Raw genomic sequence first — 20,965 nt, forward strand, 5'->3', positions numbered from 1 at the left:
GCATTCATCACATAACAGCAGATTCGCGCATGCGTAATTATGGGTAGGTGCATGCAAGGGGTGCATGGTATCACCACAGGCTGTTTATGTTGCAGCACAGCATTTTTTCTTGAAATATTATTAAACCCCAGAGGTTCTCTGGCTTTGCGAAAATTTCAGGCCAGTTTTGAGCATTGCGATCCCTTCATGGTAAGACCACTCAGGGCTAAACGCTAGGGTTTCTGCGGGGTTAAGCAGGGCGGTTTTTCGAAACAATCCTTGCTCTTAGTCAAGAATCACGTTACTAAGCTCGGACGGGTTTTTGGACTTTCGTCTTAGATCATTTTAGGGCAAAGTTCAGCTTTATTTAATTAACCGGATCGAGGGAAAATTCTCCATGGCACGGAACAAGATTGCGTTAATCGGCGCTGGTAACATCGGCGGCACACTGGCTCACCTGGCAGGTCTGAAAGAACTGGGCGATGTTGTCCTTTTCGACATTGCAGACGGCATTCCGCAGGGTAAGGGCCTGGATATCGCTGAATCATCTCCTGTTGATTGTTTCAACGCATCTATGTCAGGTACAACTGACTATAAAGACATCGAAGGTGCAGACGTTGTTATCGTTACTGCAGGGGTTCCGCGGAAACCCGGCATGAGCCGTGACGACCTGATCGGCATCAACGCTTCTGTTATGAAATCTGTTGGTGAAGGCATCAAGCAATACGCACCGGACGCTTTCGTTATCTGTATTACAAACCCGCTGGACGCGATGGTTTGGGCACTGCGCGAAGTTTCTGGTTTGCCGCACAACAAAGTTGTGGGTATGGCTGGCGTACTGGATTCTGCACGTTTCCGCTACTTCCTGTCAGAAGAATTCAACGTTTCTGTTGAAGACGTAACTGCATTCGTTCTGGGCGGTCACGGCGACACAATGGTACCGCTGGAGCGTTACTCTGCTGTTGCTGGTATTCCGGTTCCGGATCTGATCAAAATGGGTTGGACAACTCGTGAGAAAATGGACGAAATCGTTCAGCGTACACGTGACGGCGGTGCCGAAATCGTTGGTCTGCTGAAAACGGGTTCTGCGTTCTACGCTCCGGCGTCTTCTGCAATCCAAATGGCAGAATCTTACCTGAAAGATCAGCGTCGCCTGTTGCCTTGTGCAGCTTGGGTTGACGGCAAATACGGTCAGGACGGCATCTACGTAGGTGTTCCGACAATCATCGGTGCGAACGGTATCGAAGAAGTTGTCGAAATCGACCTGAACGAAGAAGAACAAGCTATGTTCGACAATTCAGTCAACGCTGTTAAAGGCTTGATTGAAGCGACTAAAGAGCAAATGGCTAAAGCTGAGTAATCAGCGCTAAACCGGGGTGGCGATAAACGTCGCCCCGTTCCTTTGTAGGGAAATGTCTAGGATTTTCAAAAGAGACAGTTTTCTCAAAACTTGAGGCAAAGCAAAGAATGAATATTCATGAATATCAGGCTAAGCAGCTTCTCAAAGGGTACGGTGTAAACGTACTCGCGGGTGGTGTTGCTTACACTCCTGCTGAAGCTCGTGCTGAAGCAGAAAAACTCGGTGGTCCGGTTTTTGTTGTGAAATCACAAATTCACGCCGGTGGCCGTGGTAAAGGTAAATTTAAAGAAGACGCTGCTGGTGAAGCTGGTGGTGTTCGCGTTGTTAAGTCTGTTGACGACGTTGAAGCTAACGCAACACAAATGCTGGGCAACACACTGGTAACTCACCAGTCTGGTGCAGAAGGTAAAGAAGTTAAGCGCGTTTACATCGAAGACGGTTGTGACATCCGTTCTGAGCTGTACCTGGCGTTCCTGGTTGACCGCGCAACTGACAGCGTAACAATCATGGCTTCTACAGAAGGCGGCATGGACATTGAAGAAGTGGCTGAAGCTACTCCTGAAAAAATCCTGACTGTTTCTATCGACCCGGCTACAGGCATCATGCCTTTCCACACACGCCAGGTTGCTTTTGGTCTGGGCCTGTCTGGTGCACAAGTTAAGTCTTGCTCCAAGCTGCTGGCTGCTATGTACAAAGCTTTCGTTGAGCTGGACGCGTCTATGGTTGAGATCAACCCGCTGGTCGTAACTGGTGATGATGAGCTGGTTGCACTTGATGCGAAAATGAACTTCGATTCTAACGCTCTTTACCGTCAAAAAGCCGTTTCTGAAATGCGCGACGAAGACGAAGAAGATGCAATGGAACTGGAAGCTTCCAAGCACGACCTCAACTACATCAAACTCGACGGTACAATCGGTTGTATGGTGAACGGTGCCGGCCTTGCAATGGGCACAATGGACATCATTAAACTGTACGGCGGTGAGCCGGCTAACTTCCTCGATGTTGGTGGCGGGGCGACGAAAGAACGCGTAACTGAAGCGTTCAAACTGATCCTGTCTGATCCGAACGTTGAAGGCATTCTGGTAAACATCTTCGGTGGTATCATGCGTTGTGACGTGATCGCTGACGGTGTTGTTGCTGCTGCCCGCGAAGTATCCCTGAACGTGCCGCTGGTTGTACGTCTTGAAGGTACAAACGTTGAACAAGGCAAGAAGATTCTGTCTGAATCCGGTCTGCCGATCATCACTGCTGATAACCTTGCTGACGCGGCTGAGAAAGTCGTGAAAGCCGTGAAGGAGGCTGCATAACATGGCCGTTCTTATTAACAAAGATACCAAAGTCATCTGCCAAGGTTTCACTGGCGCACAAGGTACTTTCCACTCTGAACAAGCGATTGCTTACGGCACAAACATGGTCGGTGGTGTAACACCGGGCAAAGGTGGTTCCAAGCACTTGGACCTGCCGGTTTTTGACACGGTTGCAGACGCACGTGAAGCAACTGATGCAAACGCTTCTGTAATCTACGTTCCGCCACCGTTCGCAGCTGATGCGATCTTGGAAGCGATCGACGCAGAAATCGAACTGGCTGTTTGTATCACGGAAGGTATTCCGGTGATGGATATGGTTAAAGTGAAACGCGCTTTGGCTAACTCCAAAACTCGCCTTGTCGGTCCGAACTGCCCGGGTGTGATCACACCGGGTGAATGTAAAATCGGCATCATGCCGGGCCACATCCACAAGCGTGGTTCTGTTGGTATCGTTTCTCGTTCCGGTACACTGACTTATGAAGCTGTTGCACAAACAACGGCTGCTGGCATGGGTCAGTCCACTTGTATCGGTATCGGCGGTGACCCGGTGAACGGTACAAACTTCATCGACTGTCTGGACATGTTCCTGGGCGATGATGAAACAGAATCTATCGTCATGATTGGTGAAATCGGCGGTACAGCTGAGGAAGAAGCTTGTGAGTTCCTCAAGCAGTCCAAAGTGAAGAAGCCGGTTGTTGGCTTTATCGCGGGTGTTACTGCACCTCCGGGCAAACGTATGGGCCACGCTGGTGCCATCATTTCCGGTGGTCAAGGTACTGCTGATGCGAAAATGGAAGCTATGCGTTCTGCAGGTATTGCTGTTGCAGACTCTCCAGCTTCTATCGGTAGCACAATGGTTAAGCTTCTCGGCTAATCATTTTTGGTACGTGGAAACGTCCAAGTCCTATTTTGGGAGATAGAGTTGCGGGTCTTGTCCGTTTAAGAGACAAGCCCGCACTCCTCTAGGGAAAAGTAAAAAAATATGGTTGATACCCCTGAATCAGTCCTGAACGGCAACAATACTGTCTATTTGGCAGAATTGTATGCACGTTACATGAAGGACCCATCCTCTGTTGATCAGAGCTGGGTGTCCTTCTTCTCCGGATTGCGCGAAGAGGGTCTGGAAGCACTCCAGAACCTGAGCGGTCCAAGTTGGAACAAACCGAGCCACGGTGTTGTTAATACGGGTGTAAGCTCTGTTACAGCCCCGGTTGCCAAGCCCCAGCCTCAGCCGGGGGCGGCATATGCACAGGTCGATGACGATGCCATTCGCGCAGCCACATTGGACTCTATTCGTGCATTGATGTTGATCCGATCGTACCGTGTTCGTGGTCATTTGATTGCTCGCTTTGATCCGTTGGGTATTGAAGGGAATAACTATCACCCTGAATTGGACCCGAAATCCTACGGCTTTGAAGATGCCGATATGGATCGTCCAATTTTTATTGATTTCGTTCTCGGTCTGGAAACAGCCACACTGCGCGAAATCGTTGAAAAAGTTAAAGCAACATACTGCCGTCATATCGGTGTCGAATTCATGCACATTCAGGAGCCGGAAGAAAAAGCCTGGATCCAGCGTCGCATTGAAACCTCCGAAAACCAGTCTGACTTTACAGTCAAAGGCAAGACGGCCATTTTGGAACGCCTGACCGAAGCAGAAGGTTTTGAGCAGTTCCTTGATAAGAAATATACAGGTACAAAACGTTTTGGCCTTGAAGGTGGTGAGTCTCTCATCCCGGCCATGGAACAAATTCTTAAGCGCGGCGCACAGCTCGGCTTGAAAGAAGTTGTTCTGGGTATGCCACACCGTGGCCGCCTCAACGTTCTGACCAACGTGATGCACAAGCCGTTCCGCGCCCTGTTCTCTGAATTCCAGGGGAATTCATCCAACCCGGATGACGTCGAAGGTTCTGGTGATGTGAAATACCACCTCGGTACATCGGCTGATCGTGAATTTGATGGTAATACGGTTCACCTGTCCTTGACAGCCAACCCGTCTCACCTCGAACTGGTGAACCCGGTTGTTGCCGGTAAGGTTCGTGCCAAGCAGGAACAGCTGGGTGATGAAAAACGCAATCAAGTTATGCCGCTGTTGCTGCATGGCGATGCGGCTTATTCCGGTCAGGGTATCGTACCGGAAGGTCACGCAATGTCCGGTCTTCGTGGGTATGAAGTCGGCGGCACAATGCACATCATTGTGAACAACCAGATCGGTTTCACAACGGCACCGCATTATTCACGCTCAAGCCAGTATCCGTCTGACGTTGCCAAAATGGTTCAGGCGCCGATCTTCCATGTTAATGGGGATGATCCAGAAGCTGTGGTTCACGTGGCACGTATTGCAACTGAATACCGTCAGGAATTTGGCAAAGACGTTGTTATCGACATGTTCTGTTATCGCCGTCACGGTCATAACGAATCTGACGAGCCGATGTTCACCAACCCACATATGTACAAGGTGATCAAAGAGCAAAAGACAACACGTGAGCTTTATGCGTCACGTCTGGTTGCTGAAAAAGTTCTGACAGAACAGCAAGTTCAAGACATCTATGATGACTTCAAAGGTCGTCTGGAAGAAGAATTTGAAGCGGGCAACGCCTATAAGCCGAACAAAGCCGACTGGTTTGAAGGCAAATGGGAAGGCATGGCCAACGCGAAAGGCGAGGAAGAATTCCGCAACGAAGATACTTCTGTATCTGAGGAAGTCCTCAACGAAGTGGGCAAAGCCATCTCAACTGCACCGGACAAGTTCAATGTAAACAAGAAGGTTCTGCGTCAGCTCAAAGCCAAGTCCAAAATGATCGAAACCGGTGAAGGGATCGATTGGGCGACAGGTGAAGCCCTGGCCTTTGGTTCGTTGCTGGTTGAAAACCGTAAGGTTCGCCTCTCTGGTCAGGACTGTGGTCGCGGTACATTCTCTCAACGTCACTCTGTGATCGTGGATCAGGAGAGTGAAGAGCGTTATCGTCCGCTGAACAACATTCGTGAAGGCCAAGGTGACTATGAAGTTATCGACAGCCCGCTGATCGAATTGTCTGTTCTGGGCTTTGAATATGGTTACTCACTGGCAGAACCAAATTCACTGGTCATGTGGGAAGCGCAGTTTGGTGATTTTGCCAACGGTGCTCAAATGATGATCGACCAGTTTGTTTGTTCTGGTGAATCCAAATGGTTGCGTCTGTCTGGTTTGACAATGCTTCTGCCGCACGGTTTTGAAGGTCAGGGTCCGGAACACTCTTCTGCGCGTCCTGAGCGTTACCTGCAACTTTGTGCCGAAGACAACTGGCAAGTTTGTAACCTGACAACGCCTGCGAACTATTTCCACGCGTTGCGCCGTCAGGTTTCACGTAACTTCCGTAAACCGTTGGTGATCTTCACGCCGAAATCTTTGCTGCGTCACAAACTGTGTCAAAGCACATTGGCCGATTTCACAACAGGGTCCGCGTTCCAGCGCGTGATTGGTGAAACAGATCAACTGGCTGCAAATGACAAGGTCAAACGCGTCGTTCTGTGTACAGGTAAAGTTTACTACGACCTGCTGCAAGAACGCCGTGACAAAGGCATCGACGATGTTGCCATCGTTCGTGTTGAGCAACTCTACCCATGGCCGAAAGAGTCCATCAAGGAAGAGTTGGCGAAATATCCGAATGCTGAGCTGGTCTGGTGTCAGGAAGAGCCGTCCAACATGGGCTACTGGTCCTTTGTCTTCCCTCGCTTGGTTTATATCTGCCAAGAAATGGGTATGAAGGGTGGTCTGCCGGGCTATTCCGGTCGTAAAGCATCTGCATCACCTGCAACAGGTCTTAATAAAGTCCATGTTGCTGAACAACAGTTCCTGGTCCAGGACGCATTGGGCGGCAAGTTCGACGAACTGCCGACACCATTTGCTCGTGAGACCAAAATGGCTGCATCTAAACTATAGAATTTGTGAGGAAACAAATGGCCACAGAAATCACTGTTCCCGCGTTGGGTGAGTCCGTATCTGAAGGTACGGTCTCAAAGTGGCTCAAGAACATTGGCGATAGCGTCGCAGTTGACGAACCGCTTGTTGAGCTGGAAACAGATAAAGTAACTGTCGAAGTACCGAGCCCGGTTGCAGGTACATTGGTAGAAATCGTTGCACAAGATGACACGGATGTTGAAGTTGGTGCTGTTCTTTGTATGGTTGGTGAAGCTGGTGAAGCAGCAGCGCCTGCGGCCCCTGCCGCAGCAGCTGAAGTTCCGGCTGCTGCTGCCCCGGCTGCATCTGGCGGCACAGGCGAAGTCGTTGACATCGTTGTCCCAAACCTGGGTGAATCCATCACCGAAGGTACCGTTGCAAGCTGGCTGAAGAAAGTTGGTGACGAAGTTGCCGTTGACGAAGGTCTGTGTGAAGTTGAAACCGATAAGGTAACAGCTGAACTGCCTTCACCGGTTGCTGGCGTTGTGACTGAAATCGTTGTTGCAGAAGACACTGACGTTGAAGTTGGTCAGGTTGTTGCACGTGTGGCCGTTGGCGCCACAGCGGGCGCTGTTGCTGCGGCACCTGCTGCTGCGTCTTCTGCCCCGGCTGCCTCTGCACCAGCAGCAGCGGCGAATACGGCACATCCGCTAAGCCCAGCTGTTAGCAAGCTGGTCAATGACAACGGTTTGGACGCTTCTAAAATCCCGGCAACGGGTAAAGACGGTCGTCTGGTTAAAGGTGACGTTCTGGCTTACATCAACAGCGGTCAGGCTGAAAAAGACAAAGCGGCAGCTGCGGCTCCGGCCCCAGCACCAAAAGCAGCTCCTGCCCCGGCGGCAGCGCCTGCTGCGGCTCCTGCTTCTTCTACACCGAACGGTGCGATGATCCCACCGCGCCCAGAAGGCCCGCGTGAAGAACGTGTGAAAATGACACGTCTGCGTAAAGTGATCGCGTCTCGCTTGAAAGAAGCACAAAATACAGCGGCTATTCTGACAACCTGGAACGAAGTCGACATGACAGGCGTTCTGGAAATGCGCAAGCAGTATAAAGATGGCTTTGAGAAGAAACACGGCGTGAAGCTTGGCTTCATGGGTATCTTCACAAAAGCATGTGTGACTGCACTGCGTGAATGGCCAGCCGTAAATGCTGAGATCGACGGTGACGATATCGTATACAAAAACCACTATGACGTGGGCATCGCTGTTGGTTCTCCAACAGGTCTGGTTGTGCCGGTTGTACGTGATTGTGACGAAAAATCACTGGCACAGATCGAAGGCGACATTGTGGACTTCGGTAAGCGCGCACGTAGCGGCGAGCTGAAGATGGACGAAATGATGGGGGGGACCTTCACTATTTCTAACGGTGGTGTGTTTGGTTCCTTGCTGTCTGCACCGATCCTGAACCGTCCGCAGTCTGCTATTTTGGGTATGCACAAAACGCAAATGCGTCCGATGGTAATGCCGGATGGTTCCATCCAGGCACGCCCGATGATGTATCTCGCCCTGTCTTATGATCACCGTATCATTGACGGTCGTGAGGCGGTTTCCTTCCTGGTACGCGTTAAAGAGTGCCTCGAAGATCCGCAACGCATCCTGCTGGACGCTTAAGGCAGATTGATATTGAGGCGGGACCAACCCACTATGTTGGCTCCCGCCTTTTTTATAAATTTTAATTTCAAGGAATTTGAATATGAGTGACAATTTTGACGTTGTTGTCATCGGTGGTGGTCCGGGTGGTTATGTTTGTGCCATTCGTGCAGCACAGTTGGGTTTGAAGGCGGCCATCGTGGAAAAACGCGGCACATTGGGCGGTACGTGTTTGAACGTTGGCTGTATCCCAGCCAAGGCCCTGTTGCAGTCCACACATCTTTATGAAATGGCTGCACATGAAATGGCAGACCACGGCATCAAGGTCACACCAAAACTTGACCTTGATAAAATGCTGGAACGCAAAGATGGCGTTGTGAAGCAACTGACTCAGGGTGTTGAGTTCCTGATGAAGAAAAACAAAGTCAAATATATCGTTGGTGAAGGTAAAGTGACAGGCGCTGATGAAGTGACTGTTTCTTTGAACGCTGGCGGTGAAGAAGTTCTCAAGTCTGAAAACATTGTGATCGCAACAGGTTCTGACGTGGCAACATTGCCGTTCCTGGAAATTGACGAAAAAGTCATGTTGTCTTCCACAGGTGCGATGGAATTGCCGAAAGTACCGAAGAAACTGGCTGTTATCGGCGGTGGTGTCATCGGTCTGGAACTGGGTTCTGTTTGGAACCGTCTCGGTGCTGAAGTCACTGTGATCGAATTCCTCGACGGTATCCTGCCGGGCATGGATGGCGAACTGCGTAAAGCGGCGCAAAAATCACTGGAAAAGCAGGGCCTGAAATTTAAACTGGGCACAAAAGTGACAGCGGCGAAGAAAGCCAAAACATCTGTGACCCTGACAATGGAACCAGCAGCAGGCGGTGAGTCTGAAGAGCTGAAAGCAGATGCATGTCTCGTTTCCATCGGTCGTCGCCCGTACACAGACAATCTTGGTCTGGCCGAAGTTGGCGTTGACATGGATGAGCGCGGTTTTGTTAAGGTGGATCATGATCTGCAAACAAATGTTGCCGGTATCTTTGCCATCGGTGACGTTGTGGGCGGTTTGATGCTGGCACATAAGGCTGAGGAAGAAGGTGTTGCTGTTGCTGAAATGCTGGCTGGTCAAACAGGTCACGTGAACTATGACGTGATCCCGGGTATCGTTTACACCCATCCGGAAGTAGCTGGTGTTGGTAAAACAGAAGAGCAGCTTAAAGCAGACGGTGTGGCTTATAAGAAAGGGAAATTCCCCTTCACAGCCAACGGTCGTGCCTTGGCCAATGGCGATAGCGAGGGTTTCGTGAAGATTCTGGCTGATAAAACAACAGACCGCGTTCTGGGTTGTCATATCTTTGGCCCACACGGTGGTGATTTGATCCAGGAAGTGGTTCAGGCCATGGAATTCGGTGGTTCTGCTGAAGATATCGCCCGTACATGCCACGGCCACCCAGGTCTGCCGGAAGCTGTGAAAGAGGCAGCACTGGCTGTTGATAAGCGTGCGATCCACTCTTAAGACAGGGCCATAAGATCTAAAAGAAAAGCTCCCTTTGATTATGATCAAGGGAGCTTTTTTAATGCCTTTCAGCCAAAGACTTTAACCGACAATGACCTGATTACCCCCTGTCTCCTTGGCTTTGGCAAGGAAACGTTCGGACAGGTTGACCAGATCATCCAGGTTTTCCGTATTCTGCCAGGTAACACCCATGCTGATGGTGCAGGTAATGGCCTGATTGTTATAGTGCAGCGGGGCATTTTCGATATCATTGCGCATGGCTTCGAAAAATTCGATGCTGTCTTCGGTACTTTCGCGATACATGATGGCGCAAAATTCCCCACCGTTAAATCGCGTAATCACACCGATATTGGCAAAACGTTGGCGCAAGGTCTTTGCCACGTGGCGCAAGACTTCATCCCCACAATCATGGCCGTAGGTATCGTTCACCCTTTTCAATCCATCAATATCCATCAAGGCACAGATGAGATAGCCATTGCCTTCCATGGATTCTTGGAACATGGCGGCACCACGTTGATAGAAATAGCGACGATTGCGCAAACCTGTCAGATAATCAGTAATGACAGAATTTTTCATGGCGTTGATATAGTCGATAATTTCGACATTTTGGGTCACACGGCAGAAGAATTCTTCATTCAGGAATGGTTTTGTAATGAAGTCATTGGCCCCAACCTTAATAAATTTGGCCGAAAGAGCGTGGTTGCCATAGGTGGACACACCGATAACGGAAAGTTCGCGTTTTGAATATTGCGTGCGGATCTTTTTGGTAAATTCAAACCCGTCCAGATTGGGCATGTTGTAATCAGTAATGACAAGCTTCACATCCGGGTTTTCTTCCAGCGCTTTCAGCCCTTGCAAGCCATCATTGGCTTCAACAACCTGAAACTTATAACGGGTCAGCAGTTCACGCATTTGGTAGCGGGCTGTTTTGGAATCATCGACCAGCAGCACTTTGACAAACTGATTCTGATAAAGCCGTTTTACAGTGGCAATCACATATTCAATGCTGGCGGGACTGTCTTTGAGCACATAATCAATGATCTTTTTGGACATGAGATCATCGCGCATTTCTTCGTTGAAATGGCCGGAGAATACCACAGACGGGATATTCTTTTTCATGACATACTCAACGATTTCTCCATCCGGCGCATCTGGCAAGTTCAGGTCAAGCAGGGCCAGAAAGAAGTTTTCACTATTTTGTTCAAGAATTTTCTCGGCTTCCTGAAAAGTTTCTGCACAGGTAACGTGGAACCCCAGTTGTTTTTCAAGTTGGCTTTTGATGACGGAACGATAAAATTTCGCGTCTTCAACAAGCAAGATTTCGATTGGTTTGACCTCTTCGTCCATAACTCGCTCTTTATCTATTCCTTAAGAATCTGCACGGAAAAAACACCCGCGCAGTTGTTTTTTCGCATCATTAATGCCTTGTTTGGCTTGGGTGATGATATGGTCTGTGTTTTCACCTTTTGCCGTGCACAAACAGGTGGTGAAAGTTGTTTTCAGTTCTTTTTCACTAAAGACAAAGCTTTTGGCTGTCAGGGCATCATGTACTTTTTGGACAAGTTCAATATAATCGCCTGCACTTTCTGTTGTCCCTATCAGGCAGAACTGACTTCCCCCATATCTGGTAATCAGTCCTTTTTGTTTAAAGGCTTTTTCAAAATCACGCGCCAGCATAAACAAGATGGCGTCACCGGCATCGCTGCCATATTCGTCGTTAAAAGCTTTAAAGTCATCCAGTTCAAAAAAGGCACAGACCACAGTTTGTTCCAGTTCCTGTGCCCGTTTGGTGATCTTTTTGTAGTTTTCTTCCAGGAAACGACGGTTTTTTAACTGGGTAATAAGGTCGGTGTGGACCAGTTCATCCAGTTCATGAACCTTGTCCAGCGCATCCATATTCAAGGTGATGCGGCAGAAAAATTCTTCTGTCAGAAAGGGTTTGACCAGAAAATCACTGGCACCGGCCTTTAAGAATTGTGCGGAAATCGCATGGGTGCCATAGGCCGATACCCCGATGATACAAACTTCATCACGGTTTTTCTTTGCCCGGATGCGCTTGCAGACATCAACGCCTTGCATGTCCGGCATATTATAGTCGGTGATGATCAGTCGGATATCACGATGTTCGCTAAAGAGTTTAAGGGCATCCTGTCCGTTTTCAGCACTGAGAACATTAAAATTGAACTGGCGCAGCAAGGAAACCATATGTCTGCGCGCCACGCGTGAATCATCAACCACCAGCACCTTGCAGTGACTGTTTTTAAAATAACGATCAACTGTATTGAGGACATAGTTCAGGCTGGCAGGACTGTCTTTGACCACATAGTCAATGATATTAGGCCGCTCCAGCATATCGCGAATTTCTTCGCTAAACGATCCGGAAAAAATAATGGAGGGAATCGACATACCTGCGACAGCATCGACAATTTCACCATTGGGCGCATCCGGTAAGTTTAAATCCAGCAAGGCAAGGTCATATTGGTGTTCGCCTGAGGTGAGTTTTTTGACCGCTTCCCCATATGTTTCAACGGCTGTAACATTATAGCCGAAGCTGCCTTCAATTTGAGATTTTAGCACGGTTCGAAAAAACCGGGCATCTTCAACCAATAAAATCTCAGACATTAGATTACCTTTAGCGCACTTTTTTATTTTGAATTGAATAAAGACTACAAAAATTAAGGGGTTATCGCAATTGATAAAACTCTCAAGCCCTAAGTCTAAGACAGTTTATCAAAAGGGATCGACATTTTCTCACGGGCCTTGTCCATACGTTCATAAGGGCCGTGAGCAGGCTCTTCATCCTCTTCAACAGGGTCGGGATACCAGTCTTTCATATATTCTTTGGCAGATTTGACGTCTTCGCGATGCAGGTCATCGTCGTAATCTTCCAAATGATATTCCTGAAAGGTCGGATCATCATCAAGGGCTTGGTCTTCTTTGGCGAGTTCTGCCAGTCGGTCAAAGGTTGTCAGGGAATCGTAAAGTTCCGGGTCCAGTTCTTCGCGATGGGGACGACATGTCCAGATTAGAAAGCCTGCGGGAATTCCAGCAAGCAACCAGCCGGGTAGCTGAAAGGCTGTTTGTAATAAAATATCGAGAAGAACGGAATCATAACGCAGTTTAAAGGCAATCCATTTGCCGGGAATCAGCGCAACCAGCAAGTCATTGGTCGATGTGATGAAACTGCGCCCCATGACCGCTTCGGCAGCGGCTAATAAAAAAGCCAACCCAAAGAAAAGCCAGCCCAGCAAGAAGCCGATTTTGGTGGAAAGGGGAAGATGGTGAGACGGTGTGCGCACGTTCACAGCGGCCTTTAAAAGTTTGTCCTATCCTTTTCATAGTACAGACAGGCTGAGCCAAAGAAAAGGAAAGAGCAATGAACCTGCCGATTTGTGATGAAAACTTACGCCTTATTTTTGCCAGTGAAGAACATCACCAGCTGGAAGAAAGCCTGCGTTATCACATGAATTCTCTTTTATATTGTGCTGGGATTTCTATGGGCTTTTACCTTTACCTTCTGATCTGTCCAGTGATCTTGATCATTTGGCCTATGGTTGGGAATGTGTTGATAGCTCTTGGCTTTTTATGGGGTGTTGGGTTTTTTTGTTGCCTTGTGATGGTCGTGCCCATTTGTTTCAAAATATTGAAATACAAGAAATTACAACAAGAACACGAAGCTTTTCTCAAAAGGTATAATCGTTGCCTGTAAAGGACGTTTTTCTAAGATCAATAACTTGCGCTTAGCTAGAAGCCAGCGTATTCTCTTGAGACTCTAAAGAGATAAAAATACGAAAGATTGGGGAAACAGCATGCAGACGTACGGGGTGGAGGCAGTTAAGAATCGACTGTTATTCGACAACCCGTGGTGGGCCTTGGATGAACAGGCCCCACAAAAATTCAAATTGCCCCCCAAGAGACTTTTTTTCAGAGATTTCGCCCAGAAAATTGAAACCGGGGACGCGGGTCGGGCTGTTGTCCTGACCGGGCCACGACGATGTGGCAAAACAGTGATGGTGCGTCAGATGGTTGCGCGCTTGATCGAACAAGGAACATCGCCGCGCCATATTTTATTGGCTTCCTTAGGGACGCCGACTTATTGGGATGTGGGTTTAAAAGAAGTCCTGAATTTATTTGTTCAACGTAATGCCGACAGCGCAGGAGGGAAAACTCTCTATGCGTTTTTGGATGAATTGCAATATATCCCGGATTGGCGCGAGACACTGGAAAAAATTGCGGCAGATTTTCCGCAAGTTCGCCTGGTCGGTGTGACATCTGCCGGTGCCCCTTTACCTGAAGAGATGGAAGAAAAAGACCCCGGTTTTGACCTTGCGGTTCTGCCTCCGGTTTGTTTTGCTGAATTTTTACGTTTTCGCAGTCGTGAACAGGAATTATTTGGCGGGGACCCGGCCCAGCATAAACTGGCCTTTAATCAGGCAAATTTGGGCATGCTGAATAAAGAGTTTAACTATTACATCAACTATGGTGGCTTTCCTGAAAGTGTGCTGGGCAAAACCCAGGGCGCACCCTCTCCTTTGTTTGTGCGTGATGGCCTGATTGACCGTTTGTTGCATAAGGATACGGCTTCTTTTTACGGGATCAATGACCTGAAAGGTCTATCTCATCTGTTTTCCTTGCTGGCGTATAATACAGGATTGGAAGTCAGTATTGAAGAATTGGCGCGTGAAACGAAAATTGCCAAAAATACATTGCGTAAATATCTCGACTTTCTTGAGTCTGCATGGTTGATCCGGCGGTTACATCGGGTGGATAAAAATGCCAAACGTTTTCAGCGCGCTGTTGCCTTTAAGGTCTTTATCACATCACCGAGCTGGTATGCCGCCCTGTTTGGTCCCGTTCTGCCCGGTGATGAGGTCTATGAACGTTTGGTGGAAACAGCGGTTTACAGCCAATGGCTGGGCACGCCGGGGCGTATTGCGGCACTGGCATATGCCAGTTGGCGTGGTGGCAAGATTGATCTTGTCGGATATGCCAGTCTGGCGACCCAAAAACAACGCGCACCAGAACCCAACCTGATCATTGAAATGGACTGGTCACAGAAATTATCCGGCTTTGGTGAAGGCCCGCAAACTGTGACGGAATTTGTCCGTCTTAATTGTAACGGTGAAGAAAATACCTTGCTGTTGACCCACAATATGGTGCGCACAGGCTATCATCGCCACGTGCGTATTCAATCTATGCCGGCCAGTCTATATGCCTATGGGCTGGTCAATGAACTAGGGTAGTTTTTTACGTTTTTACAGTCCGGCGGCGCTGTTCATTTTGCGCAGAAGCGTCACCAGTTGGATGGCTTCTTCATCACTTAGTGCCCCTGTTGTCACCCGATCACTGTTTTTTGCCAGTTCAAGGCTGCGTTCAAACAAGGCACGGCCATCATCGCTAAGTTCCAGTGCATTGGAACGACGATCTGTTGGGGAAGGTTTACGCAAGACAAGACCACGGTTTTCTAACCCGTCAATCACAGCTACCATTGTGGAACGTTCCACACCAAGGGAGCGGGCCACCGCAGATTGTGACATGCCTTCGTTACTGGCAATCAGGGTGAGAACACCGAATTGTCCCGGTGTGATCTGGGTTTCTTTCATGGCGTCTGTGAAATTATTGAATGATGTGACCTGTGCACGGCGCAGGTGATACGTCATTAAATCATTCAATGGGCCAATGTTTGTTTTTTGATTTTTTACACCAAGATCAGACACCAAAAACCTCTAAGATGGTTTGACAATAAATGTTATGAAGACCAACATATAATCCGATTTTCCATCTGTCCAGCCTTGGAGTTTTTTTATGACCTATGTTCTGCCGTTATGGACCCCGCCAGCTTTAGATATCCAAGGCAGTGATGCGCTGTTTCCCATTCGCCGTGTTCATTGTGTGGCGAAGAATTATGGCGACCATATCCGCGAAATGGGGGGCGATCCGCAAAAGGTCAAACCCAAATTCTTTTCCAAGTCCGCCCATGCAGTGGTTGGCGGACGTGATGAAGTTTCCATCGACTATCCATTGGCAACGCAGGACCTGCACTATGAGGTTGAACTGGTCGTTGCCTTGGGGGAGGGGGCTGAGATTTTTGGCTATGGCATCGGTATTGATTTCACCAAACGCGATATTCAGGCCGAAGCCAAGAAAAACGCCATGCCGTGGGATACATCGAAAAACTTCACAGGCGCTGCAGCGGTTTCACAGCTCACCCCCTTTGATAAAATAGGCGAGATGACTGAAGGGGCGATTAGCCTGTCTGTGAATGGTGAGGTGCGTCAAGCAGGAAACCTTAATCAAATGATCTATAATGTGCGTGAAATTATGGATCATTTGAATGGCTATGACGTTTTATTACCCGGTGACATTATTTTTACAGGCACGCCAGCAGGTGTCGGCGCCGTTGAAAAAGGTGATGTCATGAGCTGCCAGATTGAAGGTTTGTCTGATTTTACGGTGAAGTTGGTCTGATGCGTGCGTTGATTATATTTTCACTGCTTCTTTTTGTAAGTGGTTGTATGGGCGCATCGACGCCGACCTATTGGCAGCATAAAACCATCCCGTCTTCACAATGGCGCAATGACCAAAATCGCTGCAAACGTGCTGTGGATAAACATTTGAGCCTAAACAAGCGCTATCATGCCGATCAAGGGCTTAATCATTATGATGAGCAGATGCGGCTTTATGATGTGGGCAAGAAACAAAAGAAACTGGTGGCAACCTGCATGCGGAAACTTGGCTATGTGCCTGTGAATTAGGGGGAGGGCTTCGCGCAGGCGGGGAGCTTTTTTCAATTTGGAGAAGATCCCCGATCAAGCCGGGGGTGACGCGCCAGTTTCTTTCTTTGGTAAGAACATTACACTGCTTGCGGCAATCAGGACCATAAGGGCAGAAACAGCCAGACAGGCTTCCAATCCGGCCATTTGATAGACCAGTCCGGACAGCAATGTACCGAGCAAACGCCCAACCGCATTGGCCATATAATAAAACCCGACGCTTAAGGATACTTTGTCGGCATCACTATAAGCCACAATCAAGAAAGAATGGACGGATGAATTAACCGCAAAAACCAATGCAAAAAGCAGAAGGCCAGAGATCAAAGTCCAGGTGATATAGTCAGGATAATAATGGCAAGCTGCTGCCAGACTGGCAGGCAGAATAAACAATATAAAGCCCCAAGCTGTGGCAGCGCGTGCTCCGCTTGGGGCATCTGTGGTTTTGCGTGTGATTTTGGGAACAGCGGCCTGAATAATACCGTAGCCTACAATCCAGGCCGCCATGAACAGGCCGATTTCATCAAAGGACCAGCCAAGCTTTTCAGCAAAGAAAATCGGTACCCCCACCACAAACCAGACATCGCGTGAAGCAAACAGGAAAATCCGCGCAAAAGAGAGAATGTTGATCTCCCGGGATTTGGAAAACAGGTCTTTGCCGGTGATCTTGGATTTGGCTTTGCCCAGTTCTCCTTGAACGGCGGCAACGGCAAAGATCAAAATAAGGGCAAGGGCACCTGCCATGGACCAAAGGGCCATCTGAAAGCCCAGAACTTCCAGTAAGACCCCACCAAGGAAGAACCCTACCCCTTTCAGGGCATTTTTTGATCCGGTCAGAAGCGAGACCCATTTAAACAGCAATCCTTCATCAGCCACTACCAGTTTGACAGCGCTTTTGGAGGACATTTTTGTCAAGTCCTTGGCGACGCCGCTTAGGGCTTGTGCGCCCATGACATAGGCAACGGATAGGGAAAGTGCCCAGCCATCCTGCAACATCGACAGCATGGAAAGAGCAATGATCTGAATCGTTAAACCTGCAAACAGGGTCAGGCGCAGGCCGAAACGCGCACCGATCCAGCCGCCGATAAAATTGGTGACAATCCCCATGGCTTCATAAAGAAGGAAGAGAAAAGCCAAGTCCAGCGGCGTGTAGCCCAAATGATGAAAGTGCAGCAACACCAACATCCTCAAAGCCCCGTCAGACAGGGTAAAGCCCCAATAGCTGGCTGTTATGCAGGCATAATTTTTCAGATCACGGGTCATGGTTTTTTGGCAATCATTTTAGCAATGTCCATCATGCGGTTCACATAACCCCACTCGTTATCGTACCAGAGATAAACCTTCAAATGGGTGCCATCGACCACCACTGTACTTGGCCCATCCACAATGACGGAGCGGGCATCGGTGGTGAAATCGGTTGAAACCAGCGGTCGTTTCTCAAAACCAAGGATGCCTTTTAATTCTCCCTTGGCGGCTTCTTCAAACAAGGTATTGACTTCTTCAGCGGTGATTTCACGCTTCATTTCAAATACAAAGTCGGTGAGTGATCCGGTCAGTAGCGGCACGCGCACCGCATGGCCGTCCAGCTTGCCTTTCAGTTCCGGATAGATTACGGCGACAGCGGTGGCTGACCCGGTTGTGGTTGGCACCAGTGAATTGACCCCGGAACGTGCCCGACGCAAGTCTTTATGGGGGCTATCAACGATCACCTGTGTATTGGTCAAATCATGAATGGTGGTGAAAGAGCCCCGCTCAATCCCGATTTTTTCATGCAGCACCTTAATGGCTGGCGCAATACAGTTTGTCGTACAGGAAGCTGCTGTGATGATATTGTGTGTATCGGCCTGATAAAGGTGTTCGTTCACTCCATAGACCAAGTTCAGTGCCCCATCTGTTTTAACGGGGCAGGCCACCAGAACCTTTTTCACCCCTGTATCAAAGAAAGGCTGCAGCAATTCATCAGTGCGGTATTTGCCTGAACATTCCAGCAAAAGATCAATACCCAGTTCCCCCCAATTGAGGGCATCAGGGGCTGTTTCTTCACTGAATGACAATTCTTTTCCATCAATGATCATCTTGTTGTCTCTGGTGGAAACCTCATGATCCCATCTGCCATGTACGGTATCAAATTGCAGCAAATGAGCGGCACATTCCAACCCTGCTTTTGGCTCATTGATATGAACAAATTCAATACCCGGCGTGTTCCAGCCTGCACGTAAAACCAGTTTCCCCATACGGCCAAACCCGTTGATGGCAACTCTTAAGGTCATGTCTTTTCTTCCTTATCGACAGAGGTCGGGATTTCCCTCACAGCATTCTTCAGAAAGAAATGCGATCAGGGTGTTCATTTTTTCAAAATTGGCGACATAAATCAGCGAACGCGATTTACGGTGGCGTTCAATTAAGCCACAGCTGCGCATCTGGTTCAGGTGATGAGACAGGGTGGAGGCCGTGATTTCACATGCTTTGGCAATATCACCTGCACTTGCCCCGCTTGGCCCTAGTTTGACCAGATGGCGAAAAATTTTCAGCCGCGCTTCATAGGATAGCGCTGCCAGCATTTCTGTTGCATTATTAATTTCCATATTTCGACAATAATTGAAATAATGAAAAGATCAAGTGACAATTCGATGATGTTTCCCCTAAAACATATAAAGGAACAAGCCGAAAGGAGCCCCTTTATGATTCCGCGTATTTATCTGGCTGGACCGGATGTGTTTTATCCTGACCCCTTTGTACAAAGTCGCCAGCTCAAAGAGATCTGTACAGCCCATGGAATGGAAGGGGTCTTTCCCATGGATGCGGGCTTGGATATTTCACAGATGAGTAAGCATCAAGCAGCCCAGGCGATTTATCAGGCCAATATTGAACTGATAAATGGCTGTGATGGAATGATTGCCAATATGGAAATGTTTCGTGGTCCCGGTATGGATGGCGGAACGGCGTTTGAAATGGGCTATGCCACAGCACGGGGCTTACCGGTTGTTGGCTATGGGGCTCGTTTGTCTTATCTGGAACGCACAGGTTCTTATTATCAGGGGCTGGAAAAACAGGGAGAGCTGGAGCTGGACCCGTCTGGCTTAACCGTGGAAGATTTTGATTTGGTCGACAATTTGATGATGGCTTGTTCTGCACATCAAATTGTTAAAACGGCACAAGAAGCTGTGATTGTGCTTAAGTCTCTCGTCTCAAAGGATTGATGAAACAAAAATAAAATCCCAGCACCAACCCAAGGATGATCAGGGTGATCACAGGGCTAAACAGGGTGATGAGTGTGCCATGTCCCAAGCCGCTGTGTGCATAGATCAAGGCATGCCCCTGAATCATTAAGGCCCCATAGACGGCAATGGCACAAGGGGCGTTGAAAGCAGCACCTTTAACCCACATCCATAAACCAATAAAGCTTGTGGCGGCAGTTAATAAAAGCACAGCATAATGTAAGGCAAAGGGTTCAACCCAGATGCTGCGGTAATGTTCAACCGTGATGAATAAGAACGCCAGCGGGTCCTGCACAATGCGGGCTGAGGCAATATCCATGCGAATGTCATCAACCGATTTCCCCAATAAAAAGGCGGCTTGTGTCATGGCGTTAACGGCAAAGTCTTGTCCGCTTTCTTCGATATGTTGGCCAAGTAACTGTTGACGATCTTTTGAAGCGGCGGTCTGCCAAATTTCTGTGCGGACAGGGGCCAGATCATGTTCAATCTTGTGCCAAATTGCCGTCCTTGGGTCTTTGGGGGCATAGGGGGTGCTTTGCTGCGTTTCCATCAAGATGGTATTGGCGTAGATCTTGGCCGTTGCAGGGCGGAATTCATGGTTTTCATGCAGGGCGTTATAGGCAACCACCTCAATCCCGACAATGGCAAGGCAAAGGGTCAGGGGGATAAGAAGGGCCTTGGGAAAGGAACAATAGTTTTTCTTTCTGTTCAGGGGGGCTGCGATGAATAACAACAAGACATGGGCCAACCCATAAGGTTGCAGGGACAGGCCAATCCCGATCATAGCGCCAAAGCCACTGAGATTTAAAAAACGCGCCCGTCGAAAACAGGATAAGAGAAAACTTAGCGTCAGCAGGCTTGTCGTCACAAATAAGGAATCGGTTGAAAGGCGAAAATGATATTCCAGCACAAAGGGATTGAGCGCAACCAGCAAAGCAACAGAAACCCCGAGAAAATGGCTGGCTGTGACCCTGAACAAGGTGACGGACAGATGGAGCAGCGCCAAAGCGAAAAGCCCAAGCTGCACGTAGGCTACAATAAGGGGGGCTGTTGAAAAAAATCTGATGATTTTGAGAAAAAAGGGATAGCCCAAGGAATGTTCTGGAGAAAAATCCAGATAGGCTTGCGAGCCATCAGCCAGAAGGTTCTGCCCCAAGGGGAGCTGCAGAACCAGAACTATATACAGAAGGGGCATTAAAATATGCGCAAACCATCCACGTTTAGATAAATAGTTTCGATACATATGTTTGATCCCCTGCAACAGCTATAACACTCTGCCTAAATAAAGCTTAAAA

General features: G+C 48.6%; 19 protein-coding genes. 11 read left to right on the forward strand and 8 right to left on the reverse strand.

Translation table 11 applies throughout. From position 1 onward, the window contains the following. Positions 1–376 precede the first annotated feature (376 nt). The 6 genes from mdh to lpdA all read left to right on the forward strand — a co-directional run bounded on the left by mdh (position 377) and on the right by lpdA (position 9,682). A complete protein-coding gene (mdh, locus tag E4K71_RS17640) occupies positions 377–1,339 on the forward strand; it encodes a malate dehydrogenase (RefSeq protein ID WP_135081843.1) in 963 nt (320 codons plus the stop codon). A 107-nt stretch (positions 1,340–1,446) separates the two neighbouring features. Further along, the gene (gene sucC, locus E4K71_RS17645) at positions 1,447–2,646 is read left to right on the forward strand and encodes an ADP-forming succinate--CoA ligase subunit beta (protein ID WP_135081845.1); all 1,200 of its coding nucleotides are present in this window, start codon (positions 1,447–1,449) and stop codon (positions 2,644–2,646) included. 1 nt (position 2,647) lies between these two features. Then, on the forward strand, positions 2,648–3,520 hold the full coding sequence (sucD, locus tag E4K71_RS17650) for a succinate--CoA ligase subunit alpha (RefSeq protein WP_135081846.1): 873 nt from the start codon (positions 2,648–2,650) through the stop codon (positions 3,518–3,520). Between the two features lie 108 nt (positions 3,521–3,628). After that, a complete protein-coding gene (locus E4K71_RS17655; protein ID WP_135081848.1) occupies positions 3,629–6,568 on the forward strand; it encodes a 2-oxoglutarate dehydrogenase E1 component in 2,940 nt (979 codons plus the stop codon). 17 nt (positions 6,569–6,585) lie between these two features. Further along, positions 6,586–8,196, forward strand: a complete 1,611-nt coding sequence (gene odhB, locus E4K71_RS17660; protein ID WP_135081850.1) for a 2-oxoglutarate dehydrogenase complex dihydrolipoyllysine-residue succinyltransferase — start codon at positions 6,586–6,588, stop codon at positions 8,194–8,196. Between the two features lie 82 nt (positions 8,197–8,278). After that, positions 8,279–9,682 (forward strand): dihydrolipoyl dehydrogenase, encoded by a 1,404-nt coding sequence (lpdA, locus tag E4K71_RS17665; protein WP_135081852.1) that lies wholly within the window; start codon positions 8,279–8,281, stop codon positions 9,680–9,682. Positions 9,683–9,763: 81 nt separating this feature from the next. Here the strand turns inward: lpdA and E4K71_RS17670 are convergent, their stop codons facing one another. The 3 genes from E4K71_RS17670 to E4K71_RS17680 form a co-directional block, all read right to left on the reverse strand. Further along, complete coding sequence (locus E4K71_RS17670) at positions 9,764–11,029, reverse strand: response regulator (protein ID WP_135081854.1); 1,266 nt, start codon at positions 11,027–11,029, stop codon at positions 9,764–9,766. 21 nt (positions 11,030–11,050) lie between these two features. Then, complete coding sequence (locus E4K71_RS17675) at positions 11,051–12,304, reverse strand: response regulator (RefSeq protein ID WP_135081856.1); 1,254 nt, start codon at positions 12,302–12,304, stop codon at positions 11,051–11,053. A 95-nt stretch (positions 12,305–12,399) separates the two neighbouring features. Next, positions 12,400–12,981 carry a hypothetical protein gene (locus tag E4K71_RS17680; protein WP_135081858.1) on the reverse strand — a complete coding sequence of 194 codons (582 nt, stop codon included), beginning with the start codon at positions 12,979–12,981 and terminating at the stop codon, positions 12,400–12,402. Between the two features lie 77 nt (positions 12,982–13,058). Between E4K71_RS17680 and E4K71_RS17685 the strand changes: the two genes are divergently transcribed. Together E4K71_RS17685 and E4K71_RS17690 are read left to right on the forward strand one after the other, a co-directional pair. Then, the gene (locus tag E4K71_RS17685) at positions 13,059–13,391 is read left to right on the forward strand and encodes a hypothetical protein (RefSeq protein ID WP_135081860.1); all 333 of its coding nucleotides are present in this window, start codon (positions 13,059–13,061) and stop codon (positions 13,389–13,391) included. A gap of 100 nt (positions 13,392–13,491) precedes the next feature. After that, entirely contained in the window at positions 13,492–14,925 is a 1,434-nt protein-coding gene (locus tag E4K71_RS17690) for an AAA family ATPase (protein WP_135081862.1), read from the forward strand. A 12-nt stretch (positions 14,926–14,937) separates the two neighbouring features. On the opposite strand, the gene E4K71_RS17695 is transcribed toward E4K71_RS17690, so the two are convergent. After that, positions 14,938–15,399 carry a MarR family transcriptional regulator gene (locus E4K71_RS17695; protein ID WP_135081863.1) on the reverse strand — a complete coding sequence of 154 codons (462 nt, stop codon included), beginning with the start codon at positions 15,397–15,399 and terminating at the stop codon, positions 14,938–14,940. Between the two features lie 88 nt (positions 15,400–15,487). Here E4K71_RS17695 and E4K71_RS17700 point away from each other — a divergent pair, with 88 nt between their 5' ends. Together E4K71_RS17700 and E4K71_RS17705 are read left to right on the forward strand one after the other, a co-directional pair. Continuing rightward, positions 15,488–16,150, forward strand: a complete 663-nt coding sequence (locus E4K71_RS17700; protein ID WP_135081864.1) for a fumarylacetoacetate hydrolase family protein — start codon at positions 15,488–15,490, stop codon at positions 16,148–16,150. Between the two features lie 47 nt (positions 16,151–16,197). Then, positions 16,198–16,437 (forward strand): hypothetical protein, encoded by a 240-nt coding sequence (locus E4K71_RS17705; protein ID WP_135081865.1) that lies wholly within the window; start codon positions 16,198–16,200, stop codon positions 16,435–16,437. A gap of 54 nt (positions 16,438–16,491) precedes the next feature. Here the strand turns inward: E4K71_RS17705 and arsJ are convergent, their stop codons facing one another. Genes arsJ through E4K71_RS17720 form a run of 3 tightly spaced genes read right to left on the reverse strand, consistent with a single transcriptional unit; the run spans position 16,492 to position 19,037 of the window. Beyond that, entirely contained in the window at positions 16,492–17,715 is a 1,224-nt protein-coding gene (gene arsJ, locus E4K71_RS17710; RefSeq protein ID WP_135081866.1) for an organoarsenical effux MFS transporter ArsJ, read from the reverse strand. Continuing rightward, the gene (locus tag E4K71_RS17715; RefSeq protein ID WP_135081867.1) at positions 17,712–18,722 is read right to left on the reverse strand and encodes an ArsJ-associated glyceraldehyde-3-phosphate dehydrogenase; all 1,011 of its coding nucleotides are present in this window, start codon (positions 18,720–18,722) and stop codon (positions 17,712–17,714) included. Before E4K71_RS17715 ends, arsJ begins: the two co-directional genes overlap by 4 nt. Before the next feature lie 12 nt (positions 18,723–18,734). Next, positions 18,735–19,037 carry a metalloregulator ArsR/SmtB family transcription factor gene (locus E4K71_RS17720; RefSeq protein WP_135081868.1) on the reverse strand — a complete coding sequence of 101 codons (303 nt, stop codon included), beginning with the start codon at positions 19,035–19,037 and terminating at the stop codon, positions 18,735–18,737. Between the two features lie 96 nt (positions 19,038–19,133). On the opposite strand from E4K71_RS17720, the gene E4K71_RS17725 reads away from it, so the two are divergent. Beyond that, on the forward strand, positions 19,134–19,652 hold the full coding sequence (locus E4K71_RS17725; RefSeq protein ID WP_135081869.1) for a nucleoside 2-deoxyribosyltransferase: 519 nt from the start codon (positions 19,134–19,136) through the stop codon (positions 19,650–19,652). On the opposite strand, the gene E4K71_RS17730 is transcribed toward E4K71_RS17725, so the two are convergent. Beyond that, on the reverse strand, positions 19,627–20,865 hold the full coding sequence (locus E4K71_RS17730; RefSeq protein ID WP_135081870.1) for a hypothetical protein: 1,239 nt from the start codon (positions 20,863–20,865) through the stop codon (positions 19,627–19,629). The genes E4K71_RS17725 and E4K71_RS17730 overlap by 26 nt on opposite strands. Positions 20,866–20,965 lie beyond the last annotated feature (100 nt).

The organism is Terasakiella sp. SH-1 (assembly GCF_004564135.1).
GTDB lineage: Bacteria > Pseudomonadota > Alphaproteobacteria > Rhodospirillales > Terasakiellaceae > Terasakiella.